This is a genomic window from Streptomyces sp. NPDC096079, from assembly GCF_040303145.1.
GTDB lineage: Bacteria > Actinomycetota > Actinomycetes > Streptomycetales > Streptomycetaceae > Streptomyces.
In genome coordinates this window covers 513,327-538,331 of record NZ_JBEOST010000002.1, presented here as the reverse complement: position 1 = coordinate 538,331, position 25,005 = coordinate 513,327, and the positions used below count along the sequence as shown (strand labels likewise).

Below are 25,005 nucleotides of genomic sequence, written 5' to 3'. Positions count from 1 at the left end.
CCTAACCGCCGGTGACGCGGAAGGAATCCACGGTCGCCCCGAAGCGGGACCTGGCCTCTTCGAGGCGGCCCAGCGGCGCGGACACCCACACGTCGTACAGGGTCTCGTCGTCCTCCCAGGCGAGGTCGAAGGTGTGCCGGGAGCCCTCGGCGCGGGTGAAGCCGTCCCAGGTGAACTCCCAGCGGGCGGCGGGCAGCCCGCGGTGCGTCGTCTCCTCGACGGTGGCGTCGCGGTACCCCGGGTTGCTCGTCGGGCCGTCCTCGGCGGAGGCGCGCATCACCCCGATCGCCCCGCCGGGCGGGACCGGCCGGATCCGCACGCCGACCCGGACGGCTCCGTCCGGCGAGGTGTAGATGATCCGGGCACCGTCGGTCGAGCGGGTCGCCCCGGAGGGGACGAGCAGGGTGAAGCCGTCCTCGTCGGTGACCTGCCGGGACGGGAACCGCCCGGTCCCGGAGGCCGGGGTGCTCGCCGGTGCCGACGTCGCCGTGGAGCCTGCTCCAATCGTGCCGTGCGGCCCCGCCGCCGCCCCCTTCGGCGGCTCGTCCTGCAGCGCGAGCAGCACCGCCACCGTCGCCGCCGCCGCGCAGACCGCGGCGGCGGCCGCCACGAACGGCAGCGCCCGTGGTCCCCGGCGCCCGCTCCCCGGGCCCCCGGCGGCCGTGTCCTGACCCGCCCGGTCCAGGGCCGCCGGCGTCGGGGCGGCGGCCGGGGCGTCCTCGCGCAGGGTCGGCCCGAGGGCGACCGCCGCCGGCTCCTCCCCCGCCGCGCACGCGGCGAGCATCCGGCGCGCCTCCGCGGCCCCGAGGCGCAGCTCCGGGTCCCGTTCGAGCAGGCCCCGGACGACGGGGACGAGGGGCCCCATGGCCGCGGACGGCCGGACCTCCTCGTACACGATCGCGTGCAGGACGGCGCCGATGGAGTCCCGGCGGAACGGCGAGGTGCCCGTGGCCGCCGCGCACAGGACCGCGCCGAGCGACCACAGGTCGGAGGCGGGTCCGGCGTCGCCGCCCTGCATCCGCTCGGGCGCCGTGTACTCGGGGGTGCCGATGAAGACCCCGGTCCTGCTGAGCGTGGTGGCGCCGGGGAGGCTGGCGATGCCGAAGTCGGTGAGGACCGCCCTGCCGCTGTCCTTCTCCAGGAGGACGTTGGCCGGTTTCACGTCCCGGTGCAGCACGTCGCGGGCGTGGGCGGCGGTCAGCGCGTCGAGGAGGCCGAGTCCGAGGCGCGCGGTCTCCCGCGGGGAGAACACCTCGCCGGCGGCCAGCCGGTCGGCGAGGGAGCCGCCGTCGACGAGCTCCATGACGAGGGCGGGCCGTCCCTCGTGCTCGACCACGTCGTGGACGACGATCACATGGGGGTGGCGGACCTGGGCGACGACCCTGGCCTCCCGCAGCGCGTCGGCCGGGTCGGCGCCGGAGTCGAGCGCGAGGGTCTTGACCGCGACCTGGCGGCCGAGCAGTTCGTCGGTGGCGCGCCGGACGACGCCCATGCCGCCCTGGCCGAGCCGCTCGCCCAGCCGGTACCGGCCGCCGATCAGCTCGGGACCGCCGCGTTCCGACCCGTCGTACGCCACGACCGCGCTCCCCCTTCCACCGACACGGACACGGACATGATGCCGCACGCCGGTCCGGACACGACGAGGGCCGCACCCCGGTCGGTCGGGGTGCGGCCCTCGCTCGGCGTGTCCGGGATCAGACGGCGAGCTCGACCGTGATGTTGCCGCGGGTCGCCTTGGAGTACGGGCAGACCTGGTGGGCCTTCTCGATCAGGCTCTTGGCCGTCTCGACGTCCACGTTCGGGATGGTCGCCGAGATCTTGACGATGATGCCGAAGCCGTCGTCGTTCTTGCCGATGCCGACCTCGGCGGTGACCGTCGAGCCGGAGACGTCGGCGTTCTCGTTGCGGGCGACGACGCCGAGCGCGCCCTGGAAGCAGGCGCTGTAGCCGGCCGCGAAGAGCTGCTCGGGGTTGGTGCCCGCGCCGGAGCCGCCCATGGCCTTGGGCGGGTTCACGACGACGTCGAGCTGACCGTCGTCGGTGGCGACGCGCCCGTCACGGCCGTTCTCGGCGGTGGCGACGGCGGTGTAGAGAACGTCGGACTGCTGAATGGACATGCTGGGTACTTCCTTCTGCGGTTCGCCGCGACTCGCGCCCACGATCGCGACGGCTGAGGGAAGACTAGCGGGTCGCCGAGACGATCATCTTTCCGGTGTTGTCGCCGCGCAGCAGGCCGAGGAAGGCGTCCACGCCGTTCTCGATGCCCTCGACGAAGGTCTCGCGGTGCTTCAGCTCGCCGGACGCGAGCCAGCCGCCGACCTCCTGGACGAACTGGTTCTGGAGGCCGTAGTGGTCGCCGACGAGGACGCCCTGGAGCCGCAGCCGCTTGCCGATGATCATGGCCATGTTGCGCGGGCCGGGCACCGGCTCGGTGTCGTTGTACTGGGCGATCATGCCGCAGATGGTGGCGCGGCCGTGCACGTTGAGCGAGGAGATCGCGGCTTCGAGGTGGTCGCCGCCGACGTTGTCGAAGTAGACGTCGATGCCGTCCGGGGCGGCCTCGCGGAGCTGGTCCTTGACCGGGCCGTTCTTGTAGTTGAAGGCGGCGTCGAAGCCGAGCTCCTCGACGAGGAACTTCACCTTCTCGTCGGAGCCGGCGGAGCCGATGACCCGGGAGGCGCCCTTGAGCCGCGCCATCTGGCCGACCTGGCTGCCGACGGCGCCGGCGGCACCGGAGACGAAGACGGCGTCGCCCTCCTTGAAGGAGGCGACCTCGAAGAGGCCGGCGTAGGCCGTGAGGCCGGTCATGCCCAGGACGCCGAGGTACGCGGAGAGGGGGGCGAGCGCGGGGTCGACCTTGGTCGCGTGCCGGGCCGGGACGTCGGCGTACTCGCGCCAGCCGAGGCCGTGCAGGACGTGGTCGCCGACGGCGAAGCCCTCGGCGTTGGAGGCGACGACCTCGCCGACCGCTCCGCCGTCCATCGGGTGGTCGAGCGCGAAGGGCGGGATGTACGACTTCACGTCGTTCATCCGGCCCCGCATGTAGGGGTCGACGGAGAAGTGCAGGTTGCGCACGAGGATGTGGCCCTCGGCGGGCTCGGCGACCGGGGTCTCGCGCAGGGCGAAGTCCGCCGGCACGGGCCAGCCGTGCGGACGGGCGACGAGGTGCCACTCACGGCTGGACGCGGGAAGAGCGGACATGGGCACGGCCTCCAGAGAAAAGCTTGAGATCACAAAAGGTTCACTTACTGAAACAACCATGCTCCTGGATATTTCATGTTGTCAAGTATCTGGGTAGGATGAAGCCCATGGCCACCTCACGCACGGACCCCCTGACCCTCGAAGTCGTCGAGCTGATCGGCACGGTCGTGGCGCGCTACTACGAGGAGTACGAGCAGGCGGCCGCCCAGCACGCGCTGACCGGCGCCCAGGCCCGCGTCCTCGGCCTGCTCTCGCTGGATCCGCTGCCGATGCGCCGCATCGCCCAGAAGCTGAAGTGCGAGCCGTCCAACATCACCGGCATCGTCGACCGCCTGGAGGCCCGCGGCCTGGTCGAACGCCGCCCCGACCCGGACGACCGCCGGGTCAAGCTCGCCGCCGCCACCGAGGACGGCCGCGACACCGCCCGCCGCCTCCGCGAGTCCCTGGACTTCGCGCGCGAGCCCCTCGGCGAACTCACCGAGACCGAGCGGACCCTGCTGCGGGACCTGCTGAAGCGGATGCTCGGCACGGACGTGGCGTAACGCCTACACGCACCACCACAGGAACCGGGTGCACGTCGGGGTCGGGTCCGGCGTGGGGGTCTGGGTCGGGGTGGGGGCGGTGGTCGAAGGGGTGGGGCCGCCGGGGGTCGGCGAGCCGGTCGGCGGGGTGCTCGGCGTCGTCGTGGGCGTGGCGGACGTCGGGCCGGTGGCCGTCGGCGCGGCCGTCGTGCCGCCGTCACCGCCCTGGCCCGTGCCGGTGCCCGGGCCGGTGCCCGCACCCGGGCGGGTGCCGGAGCCCGATCCGGAGTCCGGGCCGGAACCCGAGCCCCGGCCCGGGCCGGAGCCCGTGCCCGAGCCCGCGCTCACCTGGCGGGGGCGTGCGGGGACGGAGGTGGGCGCGTCCGTCGCCGGGGACGGGCTCGAACCCTCCGGCGTCCGCGAGCTCTCGACGGGCCCGGGCTGGAGCGGGGTCGCGGTGACCTCCAGCTCCTCCACGGCGATGGCGGCGCCGTCCGGCGGCGGCTCCTCCAGGGCGAGCTTGCCCAGGGTCAGCGTCCCGGCCGCGAGGACCAGGCCCACCGTCCCCACCAGGACCGTGCGGCCGCCGCGGGAGCGCGCCCTCCTCCCCCGCCGCGGGGCTGACCTGCCGCGGGCGGCGCGCCGACCGCCGGGGGCGGGGCGCGGCGGTTCGAGGACGTCCAGCTCGTAGACGTGCTCGGGCGCGGGCCGGTCCGGCTCGTCGTGGGCGACGGGCCGGTCCTCGTAGATCGCGGGCCGGTCCGGCTCGCCGTACGCCACGAGCCGGTCCGGCTCGCCGTGACCGTGGTCCGGGGTGTGGACCGGTATGTGGGGGGTCTCGTACCGCAGCGCCTCGACGGGAGTCCCGCACCCGGCACAGGCGAGGGCCCCGTTGAGATGCCGCCGGCACGCGTGGCAGTAGTCCATGGGGCCCGCAGGCTATGCGGCCCGGTGCGGCGTCAGGTAGGCACAGACGTGAGGATCCTGTGTGGAAACCGCAGGTCGTCGGCGGTGCGCCGTGATTCTCCCGCTTCGGGAGGGATGACCTCGGGACCTTCCTCACCCTGCGTACGGCCTCCGGCACCGCCCGCGCCGGGGCCCCGGGCGGCTCAGCCCAGCGCGCGCCGAGCCCCGGACGGCCGGACGATGCCAACAGGACCGCGCTTCGCGCCCGCCTCGCCCGTGCCAGCACCGCACTCCGGAGGATCCGCCGTGACCGTCAGCCTTGAGCAGCTGCGCCGTTGCCATGTCGCCGTCGACCTGGGTGCCGCGCGCACCCGGGTCTTCGTCAAGGGCGCCGGACTCGTCGTCGACGAGCCGAGCGTCGCCGCCGTCAACACCCGCACCGGGGCGCTGATCGCCGTCGGCGCCCTCGCCGAGAAGATGACCGGCCGCACCCCCGACTACATCCGCGTCGTGCGCCCGGTCTCGGGCGGCACGGTCGTCGACATCGAGATGGCGCAGCGGATGCTCCGTCACCTCCTCGGCGAGAAGCTGCGCCGGCAGCTGCGGCGCAAGCCCCGGCTGCGCGCCGCCGCCTGCACCCCGCACGACAGCGACCCGCTGGCGCAGCGCGCCGCCGTGGAGACCCTCGTCGGTCTCGGGGCGCGCCGGGTCGAGCTGGTCGACACCCTGATCGCGGCGGCCGTCGGCTGCGGGCTGCCGGTCGAGCAGCCGACCGCGACGATGATCCTGGTGTGCGGGGCGGCGACCACCCAGGTCGCGGTGCTCTCGCTCGGCGCGATCGTCACGGCGGAGCGGATGCCGGTCGGCGGCGACGCCATCGACCACGCCGTCATCCAGCACCTGCGCCACCACCACGAGCTGATGCTGCCGAGCCAGTCGGTGCGCCCGCTGCAACTGGCCCTCAGCGGCAACGGCCTGACGACGCACGGGCCGGCCTGGACGGAGATCCACGGCCGGGACGTGGCCACGGGCCTGGCCCGCTCGGTGACCGTGGACACGGCTGCCGTGCGGGAGGCGATCCACACCCCGCTGACGGCGGTCCTCGACGGCATCGGGAAGGTGCTGCGGGACTGCCCGCCCGACCTGGTGGCCGACCTCGCGGACCGCGGGATCATGATGGTGGGCGGCAGTGCGCTGCTGCCCGGCCTCGACCAGATGCTGCGCGAGGCGACCGGGATGCCGGTGCACATCGCCGAACGGCCGGACGTCTGCGCGGTCCTGGGCCTCGGCGCGATGCTGGAGGGCAAGGTCCAGCCGATGGTCCTCGACCCGCTGGCCGAGCGGGACCCGCTCGCCGACGACGAGGACTGAACCATCCGAAACCGGATGATTCATACGACAATGAGACCATGACGCTCATGGACGAGGACGCCGAGGCCGCGCACACCGACGACGGCACGGAGACGCCCCGCCTGCCCATGCTGCTCGAAGCGGTCCTCAGCGTCGGCACCGACCTCGAACTCCGCACCACCCTCCAGCACATCGTGGACTCCGCCACCGAGCTGACCGGAGCCCGCCACGGGGCGCTCGGGGTCGTCGACCCCGAGCGCCACCACCTCACCGACCTCTTCACGTCCGGCATGACGGACGAGGAGCGGGAGCGGATCCGCCGCCTCCCCGACGGCCGCACCGGTGCGCTCGGCGTCCCGATCCGGGTCCACACCCAGGTCTTCGGCCATCTGCACCTCACCGAGAAGCACGCGGGCGGCTTCACCGAGGAGGACCACGCCCTGCTCCGCGTCCTCGCCTCGCAGGCCGGCATCGCCATCGGCAACGCCCGGCTGTACGAGACCGCACGGCAGCGGGAGCGCTGGATCGAGGGCGCCGCCGCCGTGACGACGGCCCTGCTGACGGGCGCCACCGCCGAGAACGCCCTGACGACGGTCGCCGAGCAGGCCCGCATCCTCGCCGACGCCGCCGCCGGTGTGGTCCTCCAGCCCACCGAGGAGGGCGGGATGGAGATCGTCGCCGCCTCCACCACCGAGGACCCGGGCGATCTGGTCGGCACGACGATCGCACCCGGCTCCCCGGTCCTGGTCCAGCTCCTCGGCGGGGAACCGGTGTTCGTCGAGGACTCGGCGACGGACCCCCGGATGACCACCCACGTACGGTCCCGCTTCGGCCCGTCGATGATGCTGCCGCTGCAGAGCGGCGGGAAGCTCATCGGCACCCTCGCCCTGCCCCGGCGGCGCGGCGGCAGCCCCTACTCGGCGGTCGAGCGGCTGCTCGCCTCGCAGTTCGCCTCGCAGGCGGCGCTCGCGCTGGTCCTCGCGGACGCGCGGCACGACCGGGAGCGGCTCGCCGTCTTCGAGGACCGCGACCGGATCGCCCGGGACTTGCACGACCTGGTCGTGCAGCGGCTGTTCGCCACCGAGATGATGCTGGAGTCCACCCGGCGGCGCGCGGCCGGCTCCTCCGACGAGGACGAGCTGCTCGGCCGGGCCGTGGACGAGCTGGACTCGACGATCCAGGAGGTCCGGACGACGATCTTCGCGCTTCAGCAGCCGCCGGCGGACGCGCCCACCACCTTCCGGGGCCGGGTGCTGCGCGAGACCGGCGGGGCCGCGGCCCTGCTCGGCTTCCAGCCGTCCGTGCACTTCACCGGAGCGGTCGACACGCTCGTCGACGAGCCGACGGCGGAGCGGCTCCTGGCCGCGCTGCGCGGTGCGCTCGCGGCGGCGCACCGGCGGTCCGGGGTCGGCGCGATCACGGTGGAGGTGTCCGCCGGGGCGGGCGGCGCGCGGCTCCGCGTGGAGGACGATGCCGCTCCGCCGGTCACGGTGACCTGGCCCTGACCCGTACGGCCCAACCCGGCGCGCCGAGCGTCTCCCCCGGATCTTGACTGGTGGCGTGACGACGACCGAGACCACGCCCCCGACCGCCGCGGCCTACCGCAACCTGGTGATGGCCACCATCGGCTTCACGCTCACCTTCTGGGCGTGGGACCTGATCGCGCCGATCGCGAGCTGGTACGGGGACCGGCTCGACCTCAGCTCCTTCCAGCAGTCGCTGCTGGTGGCCGTGCCCGTCCTGGTCGGCTCGGTCGGCCGCATCCCGGCCGGGGCGCTGACCGACAGGTACGGGGCGAAGCTGATGTTCCCGCTGGTGTCGGCGCTGACGATCGTTCCCGTGCTGCTGCTGATCGTCGTCAAGGACAGCTACGGCCTGATGCTGGCCGTCGGCTTCCTGCTCGGCCTCGGCGGCACGACGTTCGCCATCGGCATCCCGCTGGTCAACTCCTGGTTCCCGCCCGCCAAGCGCGGTCTTGCGCTCGGGGTGTTCGGCATGGGCATGGGCGGTGTCGCGCTCTCCGGCTACTTCACGCCCCGGATCGCGAAGCACGGCGAGAACCTGCCGTTCATCGTGGTCGCGATCGCCCTGGCCGCGTACGCGGTACTGGCCACGTTCCTCATCACGGACCGCCCCGACCGGCCCGTGCCGACGGCGTCCCTGGCGACCCGCCTGGGCTCGGCGGCGCGGCTGCGCGTCACGTGGGAGCTGTCGGCGCTGTACGCGATCGGGTTCGGCGGGATCGTGGCGTTCGGGGTCTACCTGCCCACGTACCTGAAGACCTGGTACGAGCTCGACCCCACGGACGCGGGCACCAAGGCGGCCGGGTTCGCCCTCGTGACGGTCGTGTTCCGCCCGATCGGCGGCTGGCTCTCGGACCGGGTCCACCCCGCGATCGTGACCGCCGTCGCGCTCGGGGTCGTGGCCCTGCTCGCGATCGTCCAGGCCTTCGAACCGCCGCTGAACCCGGGCGGCACGACGGCGCTCCTCATCATGGCCGCCGGACTCGGCACCGCGAGCGGCTCCGTCTTCGCCCTGGTCTCCCAGGTCACCCCCCAGGCCAAGGTCGGCAGCGTGACCGGCATCGTCGGCGCGATGGGCGGCCTGGGCGGGTTCCTGCCGCCGCTGGTGATGGGCGCGATCTACAGCGCGAAGGGGTCGTACGCGATCGGTTTCATGCTGCTGTCGGACCTGGCGCTGGCGGGGTGCGTGTACGCGTACGGGCGGATGCGGGGGCTCGGGCCGGGGGGCGCGTCACCGGACGCCGAGCCCACGAGCCTGACGACGACCCGCACCTGACGCCCCGGGGCCGGCGCGGCCCACGGCAGAATGCACCGCGTGACCCTCGCAGTCGACCACCCCGAGGAGTACGACCGGTGAGCGCCCTCTTTCCCGCCCTGGCGGATCCGACCCACCGTCCCGCCCTCCGCTTCGGCGACGACGTCCTGAGCTACGACGGGCTGGCCCGCGCCGCCTCCGCCCTCGCCGCCCGCCTCGGCGGCATGGACCGCGTGGCCGTCTGGGCCACCCCCACCGCCCGTACGGCCGTGGCGGCCGTCGCCGCCCTGCTCGCGGGCGTGCCCGCCGTACCGCTCAATCCGCGCACGGGAGAGCGGGAGCTGGCGCACATCCTCGGCGACAGCGCCCCGGACGCGGTGCTCGCGGGACCGGGGGACGAGCTGCCCGGCGGCCTGGCGGCGCTGCCCCGGATCGACGTGGAGCTCACCGGGCCTCAGGCCCCCGCGCCGTCGGGCCCCGTCGACCCCGAGTCCCCCGCCCTGATCGTCTACACGTCCGGCACCACCGGCCCCCCGAAGGGCGTGCTCCTGTCGCACCGGGCGCTCGCCGCGTCCCTGGACGCGCTGGCCGGCGCCTGGTCGTGGACGGCGCGGGACGTCCTCGTGCACGCGCTGCCGCTGTTCCACGTGCACGGTCTCGTCCTCGGGATCCTGGGCCCGCTGCGCCGCGGCGGCGAGGTCCGGCACCTGGGGGCGTTCTCGGTGGAGGGCGTCCGGCGGGAGCTGGGCGACGGCGGGACGATGCTCTTCGGCGTGCCGACGATGTACCACCGGATCGCCGAAGCCCTCGGTCACGACGAGGCCCTCGCCGCGGCGCTCGCCGGGGCCCGGCTCCTCGTGTCCGGCTCCGCCGCGCTGCCCGTGCACGACCACGAGCGCGTCACGGCCGCGACGGGCCGGACGGTCGTGGAGCGGTACGGGATGACCGAGACGCTCATGAACACCAGCGTCCGGCCGGGCGGCGAGCCCCGTCCCGGGACCGTCGGGCCGCCCCTCGCGGGCGTGGACCTGCGTCTCGTGGAGGAGGACGGCTCCGTGCTCGATCCGCTCGACGGGGAGTCCGTCGGCGAGGTCCAGGTGCGCGGACCGAACCTCTTCTCCGGCTATCTCAACCGCCCGGACGCGACGGCGGCGGCCTTCGACGGCGACTGGTTCCGCACCGGTGACATGGCGGTCCGTGAGGCGGACGGCGGGGTGCGTCTGGTGGGCCGGAAGGCGACCGACCTGATCAAGAGCGGCGGCTACAAGATCGGGGCGGGGGAGATCGAGAACGCGCTCCTCGACCATCCCGGCGTCCGGGAGGCGGCGGTCACCGGCGAGCCCGACCCGGACCTGGGCGAGCGGATCGTGGCCTGGGTGGTGCCGCGGGACGGGGAGAAGCCGCCGGCGGAGGCGGAGCTCGCCGACCACGTGGCGAGGCTGCTCGCCCCGCACAAGCGTCCCCGGGTGGTCCGCTACCTGGACGTGCTCCCCCGCAACGACATGGGCAAGATCCTGAAGAAGGCGCTGCCCGGCGCCCGTTGACGGCACGGAGGCCGGGCCCCGCGGTGACGGGGCCCGGCCTCACGCTGCTGTTACCTCACGCCGATCGCGCGGATCAGCTCCTGGGTCACGGAGCCGCCCCGGTCGTCGCTCGCCCCGGCCCGCAGCGACACGGAGCCCGCGCCCTTGGGGATCCGCAGCTCACCGGTCCAGGAGGCGCCGCGCGAGGACTTCTTGAGCGCGACCTTCGTCCAGGTGGCGCCCTCGTCGTAGGAGACCTCCAGGGTGCCGGTGCCGATGGTGCCGGCGCCGGCCGCGCCCTTCACGTGTTCGGCGGAGATCCCGATTGGCAGCCTGCCGCCGGCGCGGACGTCGCCGTTCAGGTCGGTGTCCACGTCGAAGCCGAGGTTGAGGAGGGGCAGGTAGGTGATCCGGTCGGAGGGCGTCTCCGCGGAGCGGAACGTCCACTCGCTGTGGCCCTTGGTGCCGAGCCGCCAGCGGTCCGCGTCGAGCGCGGTGTCGGTGACGACCTTGTACGTGGCCTCCTCCGCCGGGGCGTCCCAGGCGTAGGCGCCGGAGCTCGTCTTGCGGTCGACGCGGACGCCGTTCACGTACACCTCGGTGTACTGGGTCATGGTGTCGTCGCTCCACACGTTGCCGAAGCCGGTGTGGTCGGTGCCGGAGTCGCCCCAGCCGGGGGTGTTGAAGCGGAGGTCGTTGCCGGTGCGCTGCTGGCCCCAGCCGAGGCCGGTGCCCAGCCAGGGGTGCCAGACGGGACCGAACCATTCGAGCTCCGTGCGGCTGCCGCCCCGGTAGACGGACTGTCCGCCGCGCTGCTCCAGGGATTCTCCGAGGTCGACGGACTCGTGCCAGCGCTGGCCGGTGCCGGTGGAGACGTACTCGGTGCGCTCGGCCGGGAACGCGATCCACTCCTTGAAGCCGAAGCCGATGCGGAAGGTGTCGGTGATCGAGTACCGGAACTCGCCGCCGAGTTCCTTGCGCCTGGTCGGCATGCGGAACGTGGAGTGGATCGTGGCGAGTTCGTTCCTGCCGGGCCGGAAGACGAGGTCCTTGCCGATGGCGCCGGGGTGTCCCTCGGAGAGGTCGTAGGTGTACGGGGTGAAGCGGGTGCCGGTCAGGTCGACGCGCTTGCCGCGGGCGGCGCCGGCGGCGAGCCGCTGGGCGTCGGCGGTGTTGACGGTGGCGACGGCGAGCGGGCGGTCCTCGTAGTCGGCGGTGCCGAACCACTTCATCAGCCGGCCGGGCTGGTCGTCGGTGACGAAGAGGGCCTTGGCGCCGGCGTCCTGGGCGGTCTGGGCGAGCTGCTTCGGGTCGGCGCCCTCGGTGAGCCGGACGAGCACGGCCTTGCCGGTGGCGTTCTTGCCGGTGTACTCGGCGGGGGTGCCGGTGCCCGCGTCGACGAGGCCGAGGCGGTGGCCGCCCTCCAGGAGGGTGCTGCCGCCCTGCGGCGTGGCCTCGGAGAGGCGGACGCCGTCGACGCTCGCCTCCAGCATCGGCTTGCCGAGGCGCCAGACGGTCCGGTACTCGAAGGTGCCGGTGGCGGGCTCGGCGGTGGGCGCGGCGAAGATCGAGTCGTAGGTCACCGGGACCTGGACGGCGCCGCCGTAGGAGGCGCCGTTGGCCTGGCGGTCGAACTCCATGAGGAGCTGCCGGGTCTCGGTGCGCCGGCCGACCTCGGCACGGATCTCGCGGAGCTGCCGCCCGTCGAGGGTGATCTCGCGGTCGCGGTCGAGGGTGATCTCCGGCGCGGTGAGGAAGCCGAGGCCGAGGGAGTCCTCGCCGTGGGAGCCGCGCACGTCGAGGAAGGTGTCGACGGTGTACGTGCCGGGCTTCAGGCGGAGTTCGAGGGTGCCGGACTCGCCGACCGCGGCCGGGAAGGGGTCGACGCCCTGGGTCAGCTGCTGCACGCCGAGGTGGGCGGGGGTGGGGGCGCCGTCGCGGTCCTTGACGTGGACGGTGAGGGTGTAGCGCTCCTCCTCCTTCACGAGGCCGAGCGCGGTGTGCGCGACGGTCGCGCCGCCGGCGGTGGCGGTGATCCGTCCGGAGGACCGGCCGACGGGGGCCTTGGTGCCGTCGCCGGTCACCGTGGTGGAGGCGGAGCCGTGGGCGGGGACGGTGAGGGCGGTGTCCGCGAGGGCGGCGACCCCGGCGGGCATGCCCTCGACGGCGAGGTTCAACTCGACCGGGGCGTCGGAGGAGTTGGTGTAGGTGACGGTCCTGGTGACCGGCTTGCTCTCCTCGTACGGCCAGGAGGTGAAGCCGAGGTCGGCGGAGCCGGTGGCGGTGACGTTCGCGGCGATCGCGGCGGCCACGTCGACGCGGCCGGCGCCGAGCTCGTACGCGGTGGCGCCGAGGGTCTTCGACGAGGACATGAGCGCGTTCTTCAGCTGGGCGCCGGTCCAGTCGGGGTGCTTCTCGGCGAGCAGCGCGGCGACGCCGGCGACGTGCGGGGTCGCCATCGAGGTGCCGCTCATGGTCGTGTAGGGGCCGCTCCCTGCGACGAGCTGGGAGCGGGCGGCGAGGATGTCGACGCCGGGTGCCGATACGTCGGGCTTGAGGGCCTGGTCGCCGTAGCGGGGGCCCTGGCTGGTGAAGTAGGCGGCGCGGTCGGCGGAGTCGACGGCGCCGACGGTGAGCGCGGAGTCGGCGGCGCCGGGCGAGCCGATGGAGCCGGGGTAGCCGGAGTTGCCGGCCGCGATGACGAAGAGGGCGCCGGTCTCGGCGGAGAGGGTGTTGACGGCCTGGGCCATCGGGTCGGTGCCGTCGCTGGGTTCGCTGGAGCCGAGGCTCATCGAGACGATCTTCGCGTCGATGTCCTCGGCGGCCCACTCCATGCCCGCGATGATCTGCGACTCGGTGCCGGAGCCCTGGTCGCTGAGGACCTTGCCGACGGCGAGGGTGGCGCCGGGGGCGACGCCCTTCTCCTTGCCGTCGCTCGCGGCGCCGGAGCCGCCGACGGTGGAGGAGACGTGCGTGCCGTGCCCGTTGCGGTCGGCCACCTCCTGGCCCTCGATGAAGGACCGGGTCTCGGCGACGCGGCCCGCGAGGTCGGGGTGGTCGAGGTCGGCGCCGGTGTCGAGGACGGCGACCTTGACGCCCTTGCCGGTGAGCCCGGCCTCCCAGGCCTCCGGGGTGCCGATCTGGGCGTTGGACTCGGCCATGGCGGCCTTCACGCGGCCGTCGAGCCAGACCTTGCCGGGGGCGGCGGAGCGGGCGGAGCCGCGGGCGGTGAAGCCCTGCCAGAAGGCGGCGGGGTCGGTGGCGGTGACGGCGGCGCCGCCGATGCTGGGCAGGGCGCGGACGGTCTCGGTGCCGCGCGGGGCGGCGGCGGCGCGGGCGCCCTTCCCGCCGTACGAGACGATCAGCGGGAGTTCGCCGGTGACGCCCTGCTCGACGAGGCCGGTGACGTCGAAGAGGCGCGGGTCGAGCGCGCCGGAGTCCAGGTAGGGGCGGGCCTCGTCGGGGACGACGGTGACGCGGCCGTTCGCGGTCTGGGTCCGTATCGCGCCGGTGGCGCCCTTCGCCCGGTCGACGGTGACGGTCCGGTTGCCGTCGCCGAGGTCGGTGAGGGTGACGCGGTCACCGGTGACGAGGGTGACGGTGGTGCTCGTCGCGGACGCCTTGAAGGTGTCCGGCACGGCGGGTGCGGTGTTCGCGGCGGCGGCGGTCTGCCCGGCCGTGAGCATCACGAGGGAGACGCCCGCGGCGAGCAGCGCGGCCCTCCCTCTGTCGAAGGGTGTGGTCCTCGACGTCATCGTTCGAACTCCTCGCGGACCCGGGGTCGGGGGTGTTCCGGGTGCCGCGAGGAGTCTTGGCCCGTGGGGCGGGTGTTGACCCCTGTCACTCCTGGCGGTTATGTGCCGTGGCGGCCAACCGCCAGGACGGGACGGTCCGTTCGGGGAGATTGCTCACGGAGTGGGGTCGAGGGCGTCATAGCGGCGGAATCCGCGCCCGTACAGGGCGAGGATGCCGATCGCCAGGACACAGGCGATCCCGCCGCCGGTGACGGCGACGGCCGGCGAGGTGAGGTCGGCGACGGAGCCCGCGAGGAAGTCGCCGAGCCGGGGCCCGCCGGCGACGACCACGATGAAGACGCCCTGGAGCCGGCCCCGCATCTCGTCGGGGGCGGCGACCTGCATCATCGTGTTCCGGAAGATCATCGAGACGGTGTCGGAGTAGCCGGCGAGGGCGAGCATCAGCAGCCCGAGCCAGAGGTTCCGGGTGAGCCCGAAGACGGCGATGGCGGTGCCCCAGGCGGCGACGGAGAGCAGGATCGCCTGGCCGTGGTGGCGGATGCGGCCCTGCCAGCCGGAGAGGACTCCGCCGAGGAGCGCCCCGAACGCGGGCGCGGCGACGAGGAGTCCGGTGGTCCTGGCGTCGCCGCCGTACCAGAGGACGGCGATGGCGGGGAACAGGGCGCGGGGGTGGGCGAGGATCATCGCGCAGAAGTCCGAGAAGAACGTCATGCGCAGGTTGGGGCGGGTGGCGAGGAACCGCAGCCCGTCGAGGACGGAGGCCCGCTTGCTCCCCGTCCGTTCGGGGAGCATGGACGGCAGCCGCCACATCGCGTAGAGGCTCGCGGTGAAGGCGATCGCGTCCACGAGGTACGCGGTCTGGTAGCCGGCGAAGCCGACGATCAGGCCGCCGAGGCTGGGTCCGACGAGCGTGCCGAAGGTGGTCGTCATCGAGTTGAGCGCGTTGGCGGCGCGCAGCTGCTCGGGCGGCAGGAGCCGGGGCATCATCGAGGAGCGGGCGGGTGAGTTGAGGGCGGCGCACACGGCCTGGAGGGCGACGATCCCGTACAGGAACCAGACGTGGTGGAAGCCGGCGAACGCGGCGGCGGCGAGGGCGATGGAGAGCACGGCGGAGCCGCTCGCGCTGGCGAGGCCCAGCTTGCGGCGGTCCACGGTGTCGGCGATGGCGCCGCCGTAGAGGCCGAAGACGACGAGCGGGACGAGGGCGAAGAGGCCGACGAGTCCGACGGAGAAGGGCGAGCGGGTGATGTCGTACACCTGGAGGGAGACGGCGAGCGCCGTCATGCCCTGCCCGACCCAGGAGACGGTGTTCCCGAACCAGAGCCGGCGGTAGTGCGCGGAGGTGCGCAGCGGGGTGAGGTCGGCGAAGACCCTGGGCCGGTCCCGCTCCCGCTCCCGGGTGTCCTGGGTGGCGGTCACGCGAGCTCGTACCGCAGCTCGGGGCGCTCCCAGTGGATGTGTCCGGTGGGCGGCACGGTGCCGGTGCGGACGGCGCCGGTCCGCAGGTAGAACTCCTCGGCGGGCGGGTGGGCGACGACCCGCACGGAGCCGAGTCCCGCGGCCCTGGCCCGCTCGGTCATGTGGTCCATGAGGAGCCGGCCGATGCCGCGTCCCTGGGCGGAGTCGGCGACGAAGGCGAGGTCGAGCTCGGCCTCGTCGACGAGGAGCGCGTAGAAGCCGAGGACCCGGCCGCCGTCGCCGTCGTCGACGGCGACGTAGACGGGGTGGTGCTCGATGTACGGACCGCCGACCTGGTAGCCCTCGACCATGGGGGCGTAGTCGCCCCGGTAGGCCCTGGAGGTCCGGACGAGCCTGGTGAGCCGAGGGGAGTCGTCGGCGGTGGCGCGCCGGATGCTGATGTCGGACATGGAGCGAGTATAGGAGCGTTTACCGCTCCTGCTCCTTACAATTCGATGAACGCGCCACGCCCCCGTGCCCGGTGGCGTCCTCCTCCGTCCGGGGTGGCGGGCGGTACCGCCGGGAGGGGTGGGGCGGATCACAAGATCGCACGAAGCGCTACGATGCGTCATCATGCGATCGCACGGCGTGATGGTCGGTTCGCCCCCCGGTTTCCCCGTCGGCGCGATGCGGGAGAGGGAGATGCCGCTCGGCGCGCTCCTCGCCCGGTTCACCGTCGAGACGAGCGGCCCGGTGGGCGAGCCCGTGTTCGGCGTCGGCCTGCGCCCGGCGGGCCCGCCGCACGCGCACGTCCGCGCACGTCCGTGAGCGCGCCCGCCGCCGGCCCCGGGAGGTACGGCCCCACCGGCCCCGGGAGGTACGGCCCCACCGGCCCCGCCTCCCCCATCGTCCCCGCCGGCCCGACGGTCGCCGCGCCGTCCTGCGAGCGGATCGACTACGTCGACCCCCGGGACCGGGTGGTGGCCCAGGGCGGGCGGGGGTCCGGGCCTCCCGCCGGGCTGCTCCGGCGGTACGCGGCCACCGTCTGCACCGACCCCGCAGGCCGGGTGCTGCTGTACCGGCGCACCCCCTCGGCACGGGCCTATCCCGACCACTACGACGTCCTGATCGGCGGGGCGGTCCGCAGCGGCGAGGCCTACCGCGCCGCCGCGCTCCGGGAACTCCGCGAGGAGCTGGGCTGGGGGCGGGCGCCCGGCCTCACCGAGGCGTACCGGATCCGCGTCGACGATCCGCACGGCTCCTGCTTCCTGACGGTCCACCGCTGGACGGCGGACCTCGCGCCCCGGCCCGACCCCCGCGAGATCGCCTGGTGCGGCTTCGTCACCCCGCTCGCCGTCCTGACCGGCGGCTACACCCCGCTGGTCCCGGCCGGCGCGGACGCCCTGCGCCGTCTCTTCCCCCGCTGACCGCCCCGCCCCTCGTACGACACCGCTGTGACGACACCGCTGTGAGGACGCCTCCCCCATGACGTACTGCGCGCTGCCCCTGGCCGGTGCCTCGCTCGCCGTCCCCGGCCCCCGGCCGGAACCGCTCCCGGGAGCCGAGCGGCTCGACCGCGCCCGGACCCGGCTCGCCACCCGCCTGCTCGCGTCCGCCGGACCGGACGGACTGCTCCGGGCCCCGTGCGACAGCCGCGTACTGGAGTCCGCCCTGGCCCTGCGGCTGCTCACGGTGACGGGCGTGGACCCGGACGGCCAGGAGCGGCTGACCCGACGCCTGAAGACCGCCGTGGACGAGGGCGCCCCCGACCCCGTGCAGGAGGCGGCGGCCCGCGCGGCGCTGGGCGAGTACGTGGACGGGCGGGCCGCGCTCGACCGGCTGCTGGGCGACTTCGACCACTTCACCGCCGGGCGCAAACGGCTGATGTTCCAGACGATCCTGGCCGAGCTGGACTCCCACCCGCACCTCCGGCTCCCGCGCCCGGAGTGCGCGTTCGACGCGCGGGGGCAACAGCGGTGGCTGTCCGTGGAGATGGCCGCGCTGAAGGTCCTCCACGCCTTCGGCACCGGCGCGCCGGGGCTCGTCGCCGCCCCGGACTGGCAGGTCCTCGCGCCGTGCGCGCGGCCGGGCCCGCCTCCGTACGGCAACCATCTCGCCTGGATACTGGCCCTGTTGGCGCTCCGTCATCACCCGCGGTACGCGGCCGGGGTACGGGCGCGGGCGCGGGAGCTGCGGGAGTGGCTGTGCCCTGACGGCGGGCTCCCCGCCTTCACGGGCCTCGCCGTGTTCGCCACGGCGACCGGCGGGCTCGCCCTCGCGGGCGCGGGCGCGCCCCGGCGCACCGTGGAGGCGCTCGCGGACGCGCTGGCCTCCCAGCAGAACCCGGACGGGGGCTGGGGCTTCGACCGGGGCGTCGCCCAGAGCGACGTCGACGACACCGCGTACTGCGTGGAGTTCCTGCGCGCGGTCGCCCGGGACCGGCTCCCCCAGCGGGTGGCGGCCGGCGAGCGGTACCTGCTCGCCCGGCGCGGCGAGGACGGCGGATTCCCCACGTTCGAGCGCGGCACGGTCTCCGAGACGGCGATGACGGCGGGGGCGGTGAACGCGCTCGCGCCGGGGGCGGCGCACCTGCCGGTGATCGAGGGCGCGGTGCGGTTCCTGATGGCCCCGCGCGGGAGGGGCCGGCGGTACGAGCGCAGCTGGAGCCTCAACGAGAGCAACGCGCTGTTCCGTACCGTCCTCGCGTACGACTCCTTCCGGGCGGCCGCGCCCCGCCACCCGGCTCTGGGCGAGGTCACGCGGGCACGGGCGCGGGCCGTCGCCCGGCTCGTCGGCACCCAGAACGCCGACGGCGGCTGGGGCCACGTGCCGTCGGACCCCAGCGATCCGATCAGCACGGCGTACGCGCTGATCGCCGTCGCGCGGACGCCGTCCGCCCGTGCCGCGGCGGAGCGGGCCGTGCGGCACCTCCTCGAACGGCAGCGTCCCGACGGCGGATTCGTCTCGCGGCCCGACCAGGTCGGGCCGCGTCCGCTCACGTACCACGTGCCCGTCCTGACGGACGTGTGCGTCCTGCTCGGCCTCAACCACGCACGCGCGTACACCGCCCCCCTCTCCCCCGAGGAACGTTCATGACCTTCGACGACCCGAAGACCCTGCTCGTCTCGCTCGGCCCCGAACCGGCCGACATCACCCCGGCCGGCGCGGACACGGGGGCCTCGACCGGCTCAGCGGTCGGTCGCGCAGGGGGCGAGGGCGTCCGGGTCGACGGTGTCGAGCCGGACGGCCAGCGCGTCGAGCCGCTCGCGCAGCTCGCGGATCTCGTCGAGACCGAGGCCCGTCGCGGCGGCGATCCGGCGCGGCACGCCGAGGGCCCGCTCGCGCAGGGCGGCCCCGTCGCCGGTGAGGCGGACGGTGACGGACCGCTCGTCCTCGGGGCTGCGGCGGCGCTCGACGAGCCCCGCCGCCTCCAGGCGCTTGAGCAGCGGCGACAGGGTGCCGGAGTCGAGCCGCAGCCGCTCCCCGATCCCCTTCACGGGCAGCTCGCCGTGCTCCCAGAGCACGAGCATGACGAGGTACTGGGGGTAGGTGAGCCCCAGCTCCTTGAGCGCGCCCCGGTAGACGCCGTTGAAGGCACGGGTGGCGGCGTGCAGGGAGAAGCAGATCTGGTTGTCGAGCCGGAGGAATTCCTCGTCCATGGGGTCCAGGGTACGGGAGACGCGCATCACACGCGATTAAGTTGTGCACAACTTAATCGCGCACTAACAATATGAGGGCGGCGCACAGCCGCCACGGCCCTTCGAGGAACGGAAGACCCCATGGACGCGATCTACACCGCCGTCGCCACCGCCAACGGCCGCGAGGGCCGCGCCGTCAGCTCCGACGGCCACATCGACCTCCCCCTCGCCCACCCCCAGGCGCTCGGCGGCAACGGCCAGGGCACCAACCCGGAGCAGCTCTTCGCCGCCGGGTACGCGGCCTGCTTCGCCAGCGCCATGGGTGTGGTCGCCCGCCAGGAGAAGATCGACATCTCCGAGGCCTCCGTCACCGCCGAGGTCTCCATCGGCAAGGACCCGGCGGACGGCGGCTTCGGCCTCGCGGTCGTGATGCGCGCCGAGTTCCCGGACCACCTCCAGGGCGAGGCGGGCCTCGCCCTGCTGAAGAAGACGCACGCCTTCTGCCCGTACTCCAAGGCCACCCGCGGAAACATCGAGGTCGAGCTCGTCGTCGAGTAGACCTCCGCGTGGACTTCTGTTGATTCCCGCACGCCTCTGGGGGACTTCGGCCCGCCAGGGGCGTTCGGTTGTGAGTTTTCACGTTCGGGCACGGGGGATTCGTCTGCCGTACGACGGGCAGTCATGGGACGGCCTCCGGGCGGTGGTTCGCGGGCGCTCTCCTGTGGGGCGCCCGTCGGCCGGCCCGTCCGGTCGCCGCACCCGCACCCCCACCGCACGTACTCACACCCGGAGGGCACTTCCCCCATGGCCGACCTCAACCGCCGCCGGTTCCTTCAGCTGACCGGCGGCGCCGCCGCGCTCACGATGCTCTCGGACAGCATCGCCCGCGCCGCCGCGATACCGGCGCAGGGCTCCACCGGCACGATCCAGGACATCGAGCACATCGTCGTCCTGATGCAGGAGAACCGTTCCTTCGATCACTATTTCGGGGCGATGAAGGGCGTACGGGGCTTCGGCGACCCGCGCCCCGTGACGCTGCCCAGCGGCAAGTCGGTCTGGAACCAGTCGGACGGCAGCAAGGTCACGCTCCCCTTCCGGCCGACCAGCGACAAGCTGGGCATGGAGTACCTCCAGGGCCTGAACCACGACTGGCAGGGCGGCCAGAGCGCCTTCAACAAGGGCAAGTACGACAACTGGATCCCGGCCAAGACCAAGGCCACGATGGCGCACCTCACCCGTGAGGACATCCCCTTCCACTACGCGCTCGCCGACGCGTTCACCATCTGCGACGCGTACCACTGCTCGTTCATCGGCGCGACCGACCCCAACCGCTACTACCTGTGGAGCGGTTACGTCGGCAACGACGGCACGGGCGGCGGCCCCGTCCTGAACAACGCCGAGGCGGGCTACGGCTGGACCACCTACCCCGAGCGCCTGCAGGCGGCGGGCGTCTCCTGGAAGGTCTACCAGGACATCGGCGACGGCCTGAACGCCGCCGGCTCCTGGGGCTGGATCAACGACGCCTTCCGCGGCAACTACGGCGACAACTCCCTCCTGTACTTCAACAACTACCGCAACGCGCAGCCGGGCAACCCGCTGTACGACAAGGCCCGCACGGGCACGAACGCCAAGGCCGGCGAGGGCTTCTTCGACAAGCTCCGCGCCGACGTCCAGGCGGGCAGCCTCCCGCAGATCTCCTGGATCGCCGCGCCCGAGGCCTTCTCGGAGCACGCCAACTGGCCCGCCAACTACGGCGCCTGGTACATCGCGCAGGTCCTGGACGCACTGACCTCGAACCCGGACGTGTGGGCCCGCACGGCGCTGTTCATCACGTACGACGAGAACGACGGCTTCTTCGACCACGTCGTCCCGCCGTACGCGCCCGGCTCGGCGTCGCAGGGCCTGTCCACCGCGCCGACCGCCCTCGACTACTTCGGCGGCAAGACGGGCTACGTGGCCGGCCCCTACGGCCTCGGACCGCGCGTCCCGATGATCGTCGTCTCCCCCTGGTCCAAGGGCGGCTACACCTGCTCGGAGACCTTCGACCACACGTCGGTCATCCGCTTCATGGAGGCCCGCTTCGGCGTCCGCGAGACCAACATCTCGCCGTGGCGCCGTGCCATCTGCGGCGACCTGACCTCGGCCTTCGACTTCTCACGCACGGACGCGCAGCCGGCCGCGCTCCCGCCGACCGCCGGCTACTACCCGCCGGACAAGAACCGCCACCCCGACTTCCCGGCCACCGCCCCGGCCGTCGGCACGATGCCCCGCCAGGAGCCGGGCGCCAAGCCCACCCGCCCGCTCAAGTACGCCCCGTACGTGGACGGCACGGCGGACGTGACGGCCGGCACCTACCGCCTCGCCTTCAGCGGCGGCCCGTCGGCCGGCGCCCAGTTCTACGTGACCTCGGCGAACCGCACGGACGCCCCCTGGACGTACACGGCGGAGGCGAACAAGTCGATCGCCGACACCTGGAACACCAAGTACTCCAAGGGCACCACGGACCTCACGGTCCACGGCCCCAACGGCTTCCTGCGCCGCTTCCGCTCCCCCGGCAAGACGGCCGTCCCGGAGGTGACCGCCCGCCACAACGCGGGGACGGGCCGCCTCGACCTCACGTTCACCAACGCGGGCACCACCGCCACCGTGACCGTGACCGACTCCTACGGCGGCTCCCCCACGACCCTCTCGGTCGCCAAGGGCGCCACCGTCACCCACACCGTCGACGTCTCCGCCGCCCACCACTGGTACGACGTCACCGTCACGTCCTCCGCGAGCACGGACTACCTCCGCCGCCTCGCCGGACACGTCGAGACGGGCGCGCCCAGCCAGTCGGACCCGGGCATCCTGACCTCCTGACGCCACCCCCGCCCCGGCACCGCCGTCCCGGTGCCGGGGCGGACGCATGCCCCTCGGCCGCTACGGACAGTTACCCGAACGGCGGTTTCACCCGATATGACGCCGTTTTAGGCTGCCGCCAGGAGGAGCGGAGGCACTCCGCCCCGACGGATTCGTATCGGGAGGCTTCATGCGCGGCCGGACGACTCGTCACCGGAGCAGGTCCAGGGGCGTGCTCCTCGCACTCGCCCTCCTCTGCGCCGGCGCCGCCCCGCTGACCGGCTGCTCCTCCGGGGGCGGCGGAACCCCCGAGACCCCCGATTCGGACGTCTCCTCGGACACGACCGGAACGGAGACCGGGAGCGGAGGGACGACGGGAGAGACCGATCCGCAGAAGAGCGAGGAGGAGCGGCGGAAGAGGGAGAAGGGCAGCGGCAGCTTCAACAGCGCGGGGCGGCTCTCCGACCACTTCGGGGGCCACTGGCCGGACGCGTACTACTGGAGCATCACGAATCCGTCGTCCGAGCCCTACAGCGGCACGCTCTCACTCGTGGACTGCACGCCGGGCCAGGCGAGCCGACCGCTCATTCCACCGAGCCAACCCGTGACCCTGGCCCCCGGAGAGACCTCCGGAGAGCTGACCTTCGCCTTCTCGACGGAGGGCGGGAACACGAATCCGACCCACCAGGTCTGCGCCACCCTCAGCAACGCGGCAGGAGTCTCCGACGAGGCCAGCAAGACAGTCAGCGCGGATCTTCTGCCGCCGCCCGGCGAGACCAACGGCGAGACCACCGAAGGAACGAACGGGAACAACACCACCGGGAACAACACGACCGGCGACACCACCCAGGGCAGCACGGGGAACAACACCACGGGCGACACCACCGAGGGCACCACCGGGAACAACACCACCGGCGACACCACCGAGGGCACCACCGGGAACAACACCACCGGCGACACGTCCGAAGGGACGACCGGCGACAACACCGACGGGGGCTCGGCCGGTTCCGGTCCGTCCCGCTGACCCGGCCGAGACCGCCCGAACGAAGGGGGCCGCATGGCCGAAGGCGAACCCGAGGACGACGGAAACGGAAAGCGCCCCTGGGCCGACTGGCTCGTCACGCTCACCACCCTGCTCGCCCCGACCACCTTCATCGGTGCGCTCCTGCTGTACTTCGGGGTCGCCTACACCGACGCGCTCTACGAGCACTTCGGCATCGACGCGGCCACCCTCGGCTTCTCCACCCAGGATTACGCGTTGCGCAGCGCGAGCGCCCTCTACGTGCCCGCCGGCACGGCCCTCGTCATCGCCCTGGCCGCCGTCCTGGTCTACTACGCGGCCCGGGCGGTCGGGAACAGGAGCACGCGCCTGCCGACGGGGGGCCGCCTCGCGCCGTACGCGCTCTCGGTCTGCGGCCTGGTCCTGTTCGTCCTCGGCGTCCTCGGCGGGTTCGACGTGTGGCAGGCCGGGGCCATGGACACCCCGCTGCTGCTGGGCGGCGGACTGGTGCTGATCGTGTACGGCAGGGTCCTGTCCTTCAAACTGGCCGGCACCGTCTACCCGGTGGCGCGCGAGCGGATGGCGCTCGGGCTCGTCGCCGTACTGGTCGCCCTGTCCTCCTTCTGGGCGGTCCACGCGTACGCCAAACAGCACGGTGACGACGAGGCCCGCTATCTGGCGCGCAATCTGTGGCTGCGCCCCGCCGTGACCCTCGACACGGCGGAGCGGCTCTACTTCCCGCCCGGGCAGGCCCGCGAGACGGTGCTGCCCGCCACGGACCCGCCGCAGCGGTTCCGGTACCGGTACGAGGGGCTGCGCCTGCTCGCCGAGGCGAACGGCCGGATGTTCCTCATCCCGGAGAACTGGGCGCAGACGCACGGGAACGTGCTCGTCGTGCCGGCGGGCGACGCGGTCCGCGTCGGCTTCCGCGTCGACTGAGACTCAGCCGGAACGGCTCTCGCCGGGCTCCTCCAGGTGGGCGAAGACGACCAGGTTCTCGGTGTAGTCCTTCGCCTTGCGGTCATAGGGCCCCGCGCACGTGATGAGCCGGACGAGCGCGTCGGGGGTGTCCTCGTAGACGCGCTGGTCCGGGAAGTCGTCCTTGGAGAACTCCTCCACGGAGTCGACGAGGAAGGCCGCGGTGGTGCCGTCGGCGCGGCTCACCTCGAAGGTGTCTCCGGCCTTGAGTTCCTCGAGCCGGGCGAAGACGGCGGGGGCGGTGGCCGTGTCGAGGTGGCCGGCGACGATCGCGGTGCCCCGTTCGCCGGGGGAGATGCCGGACTCCTGCCAGCCCACCAGGTTCGTGTCGTCGGCCGGAGGCGGGTCGAGCGCACCGGAGGGGCCGATCTTGAGGCCGGTGAACGGCGCGTCCACTCCGATCCTGGGAATCCTCAGCCGGGTGGGGGCCGACCGCGGCATCGAGGGACCGGCGGCCGGTCGGGCGCTCGGCGAGGCGTGGCGCGAGGGGGCCGAGGCGCCGCCGGTCGCGGCGGCGGCCGCGGGCCGGGCCGGGGCTTCGGTGTCCTGGCCGGACGTCCCGGGACGGAGTACGAGCAGGAGCACCGCGAGAACCAGCGTCCAGAACACGGCGGGGACCACCCATCGCGGGATGCGGCGGGGTGCTCCCGCGTCAGCGGGATCCGGTCGGTTCGTCACGGGGAGGGCTCCTTCGGACTCGGGCGGATGATCCGGGGTCGGGGGTGCGGGGTGGGGGTGGCCGGACGCGGGGGCCGCCGCCCGTGAGGGGCGGCCCCCGCGTCCGGGCCTGCTCACGCAGCCGCGCCGGAGGCCTTCCTGCGGCGGTGGAGGACGAACGCGGCGAGTCCGGCCGCGACCAGGGCCGCGCCGGTCACGTTCGTGGCGCCGCTCGCGAGGCCGCCTCCGCCCGTGTGCATGCCGCCCTTCGGCTTGTCCGGCTTGTAGCCGCCCTCGTCCTTCGACTTGTCCTTCTCCGTGTCCTTGCTCCAGTCCTTCTGCTTGTCCTTCTCCGTGTCCTTGGTCCAGTCGTCGGCGTTGACCAGGGACAGGGCGCCGGAGCCGGTGTGCATGCCGCCACTCGGCTTCTCGTGGTCCTTCTCGTACCGGCCGCCCTTGTCG

The 25,005-nt window shown here is 73.6% G+C and carries 21 protein-coding genes and 1 pseudogene; 12 read left to right on the top strand and 10 right to left on the bottom strand.

Annotated elements, in window-relative coordinates; all coding sequences use genetic code 11:
* Window position 1: 1 nt before the first annotated feature.
* The 3 genes from ABTY59_RS06360 to ABTY59_RS06350 all read right to left on the bottom strand — a co-directional run bounded on the left by ABTY59_RS06360 (window position 2) and on the right by ABTY59_RS06350 (window position 3,201).
* Window positions 2–1,576, bottom strand: coding sequence for a serine/threonine-protein kinase (locus tag ABTY59_RS06360; protein ID WP_352017734.1), 1,575 nt, complete (start codon window positions 1,574–1,576; stop codon window positions 2–4).
* Between the two features lie 118 nt (window positions 1,577–1,694).
* On the bottom strand, window positions 1,695–2,117 hold the full coding sequence (locus ABTY59_RS06355) for an organic hydroperoxide resistance protein (protein WP_352017733.1): 423 nt from the start codon (window positions 2,115–2,117) through the stop codon (window positions 1,695–1,697).
* 64 nt (window positions 2,118–2,181) lie between these two features.
* Window positions 2,182–3,201, bottom strand: a complete 1,020-nt coding sequence (locus ABTY59_RS06350; RefSeq protein ID WP_352017732.1) for an NADP-dependent oxidoreductase — start codon at window positions 3,199–3,201, stop codon at window positions 2,182–2,184.
* A gap of 107 nt (window positions 3,202–3,308) precedes the next feature.
* On the opposite strand from ABTY59_RS06350, the gene ABTY59_RS06345 reads away from it, so the two are divergent.
* Window positions 3,309–3,743, top strand: coding sequence for a MarR family winged helix-turn-helix transcriptional regulator (locus tag ABTY59_RS06345; RefSeq protein WP_352017731.1), 435 nt, complete (start codon window positions 3,309–3,311; stop codon window positions 3,741–3,743).
* A 3-nt stretch (window positions 3,744–3,746) separates the two neighbouring features.
* On the opposite strand, the gene ABTY59_RS06340 is transcribed toward ABTY59_RS06345, so the two are convergent.
* The gene (locus ABTY59_RS06340) at window positions 3,747–4,649 is read right to left on the bottom strand and encodes an SCO2400 family protein (protein WP_352017730.1); all 903 of its coding nucleotides are present in this window, start codon (window positions 4,647–4,649) and stop codon (window positions 3,747–3,749) included.
* Between the two features lie 285 nt (window positions 4,650–4,934).
* Here ABTY59_RS06340 and ABTY59_RS06335 point away from each other — a divergent pair, with 285 nt between their 5' ends.
* From ABTY59_RS06335 to ABTY59_RS06320, 4 genes are all read left to right on the top strand, one after another.
* The gene (locus ABTY59_RS06335) at window positions 4,935–5,999 is read left to right on the top strand and encodes a rod shape-determining protein (RefSeq protein ID WP_352017729.1); all 1,065 of its coding nucleotides are present in this window, start codon (window positions 4,935–4,937) and stop codon (window positions 5,997–5,999) included.
* 38 nt (window positions 6,000–6,037) lie between these two features.
* Window positions 6,038–7,483, top strand: a complete 1,446-nt coding sequence (locus tag ABTY59_RS06330) for a sensor histidine kinase (RefSeq protein WP_502995332.1) — start codon at window positions 6,038–6,040, stop codon at window positions 7,481–7,483.
* A gap of 109 nt (window positions 7,484–7,592) precedes the next feature.
* Entirely contained in the window at window positions 7,593–8,777 is a 1,185-nt protein-coding gene (locus ABTY59_RS06325) for a nitrate/nitrite transporter (protein WP_352017926.1), read from the top strand.
* Between the two features lie 77 nt (window positions 8,778–8,854).
* A complete protein-coding gene (locus ABTY59_RS06320; RefSeq protein WP_352017728.1) occupies window positions 8,855–10,300 on the top strand; it encodes an acyl-CoA synthetase in 1,446 nt (481 codons plus the stop codon).
* 50 nt (window positions 10,301–10,350) lie between these two features.
* Here the strand turns inward: ABTY59_RS06320 and ABTY59_RS06315 are convergent, their stop codons facing one another.
* From ABTY59_RS06315 to ABTY59_RS06305, 3 genes are all read right to left on the bottom strand, one after another.
* Window positions 10,351–14,034 (bottom strand): S8 family serine peptidase, encoded by a 3,684-nt coding sequence (locus ABTY59_RS06315; RefSeq protein WP_352017727.1) that lies wholly within the window; start codon window positions 14,032–14,034, stop codon window positions 10,351–10,353.
* A gap of 153 nt (window positions 14,035–14,187) precedes the next feature.
* Window positions 14,188–15,453: an MFS transporter gene (locus ABTY59_RS06310; RefSeq protein ID WP_352017726.1), complete on the bottom strand. Its 1,266-nt coding sequence runs from the start codon at window positions 15,451–15,453 to the stop codon at window positions 14,188–14,190.
* Window positions 15,450–15,902 carry a GNAT family N-acetyltransferase gene (locus ABTY59_RS06305; protein WP_352017725.1) on the bottom strand — a complete coding sequence of 151 codons (453 nt, stop codon included), beginning with the start codon at window positions 15,900–15,902 and terminating at the stop codon, window positions 15,450–15,452. Before ABTY59_RS06305 ends, ABTY59_RS06310 begins: the two co-directional genes overlap by 4 nt.
* Window positions 15,903–16,065: 163 nt before the next feature.
* Between ABTY59_RS06305 and ABTY59_RS06300 the strand changes: the two genes are divergently transcribed.
* The 3 genes from ABTY59_RS06300 to ABTY59_RS06290 are packed head-to-tail and all read left to right on the top strand — an operon-like array spanning window position 16,066 to window position 18,528.
* Window positions 16,066–16,260, top strand: coding sequence for a hypothetical protein (locus ABTY59_RS06300; RefSeq protein WP_352017724.1), 195 nt, complete (start codon window positions 16,066–16,068; stop codon window positions 16,258–16,260).
* Window positions 16,257–16,859: an NUDIX domain-containing protein gene (locus ABTY59_RS06295; RefSeq protein ID WP_352017723.1), complete on the top strand. Its 603-nt coding sequence runs from the start codon at window positions 16,257–16,259 to the stop codon at window positions 16,857–16,859. The genes ABTY59_RS06300 and ABTY59_RS06295 overlap by 4 nt, the downstream gene beginning before the upstream one ends.
* Window positions 16,860–16,917: 58 nt before the next feature.
* Window positions 16,918–18,528, top strand: coding sequence for a drimenyl diphosphate synthase (locus ABTY59_RS06290; RefSeq protein ID WP_352017722.1), 1,611 nt, complete (start codon window positions 16,918–16,920; stop codon window positions 18,526–18,528).
* A 92-nt stretch (window positions 18,529–18,620) separates the two neighbouring features.
* Here the strand turns inward: ABTY59_RS06290 and ABTY59_RS06285 are convergent, their stop codons facing one another.
* Window positions 18,621–19,091, bottom strand: a complete 471-nt coding sequence (locus ABTY59_RS06285) for a MarR family winged helix-turn-helix transcriptional regulator (protein ID WP_352017721.1) — start codon at window positions 19,089–19,091, stop codon at window positions 18,621–18,623.
* A gap of 120 nt (window positions 19,092–19,211) precedes the next feature.
* Here ABTY59_RS06285 and ABTY59_RS06280 point away from each other — a divergent pair, with 120 nt between their 5' ends.
* From ABTY59_RS06280 to ABTY59_RS06265, 4 genes are all read left to right on the top strand, one after another.
* Complete coding sequence (locus tag ABTY59_RS06280; protein WP_041129101.1) at window positions 19,212–19,628, top strand: organic hydroperoxide resistance protein; 417 nt, start codon at window positions 19,212–19,214, stop codon at window positions 19,626–19,628.
* Between the two features lie 246 nt (window positions 19,629–19,874).
* The gene (locus ABTY59_RS06275) at window positions 19,875–21,929 is read left to right on the top strand and encodes a phosphocholine-specific phospholipase C (RefSeq protein WP_352017720.1); all 2,055 of its coding nucleotides are present in this window, start codon (window positions 19,875–19,877) and stop codon (window positions 21,927–21,929) included.
* Between the two features lie 211 nt (window positions 21,930–22,140).
* Window positions 22,141–22,932 (top strand): hypothetical protein, encoded by a 792-nt coding sequence (locus tag ABTY59_RS06270; protein WP_352017719.1) that lies wholly within the window; start codon window positions 22,141–22,143, stop codon window positions 22,930–22,932.
* Between the two features lie 33 nt (window positions 22,933–22,965).
* Window positions 22,966–23,847, top strand: a complete 882-nt coding sequence (locus ABTY59_RS06265; RefSeq protein ID WP_352017718.1) for a hypothetical protein — start codon at window positions 22,966–22,968, stop codon at window positions 23,845–23,847.
* Between the two features lie 3 nt (window positions 23,848–23,850).
* Here the strand turns inward: ABTY59_RS06265 and ABTY59_RS06260 are convergent, their stop codons facing one another.
* Entirely contained in the window at window positions 23,851–24,564 is a 714-nt protein-coding gene (locus ABTY59_RS06260) for a class F sortase (RefSeq protein WP_403533418.1), read from the bottom strand.
* A gap of 113 nt (window positions 24,565–24,677) precedes the next feature.
* A pseudogene (locus ABTY59_RS06255) lies at window positions 24,678–25,005 on the bottom strand (hypothetical protein); the annotation flags it as partial.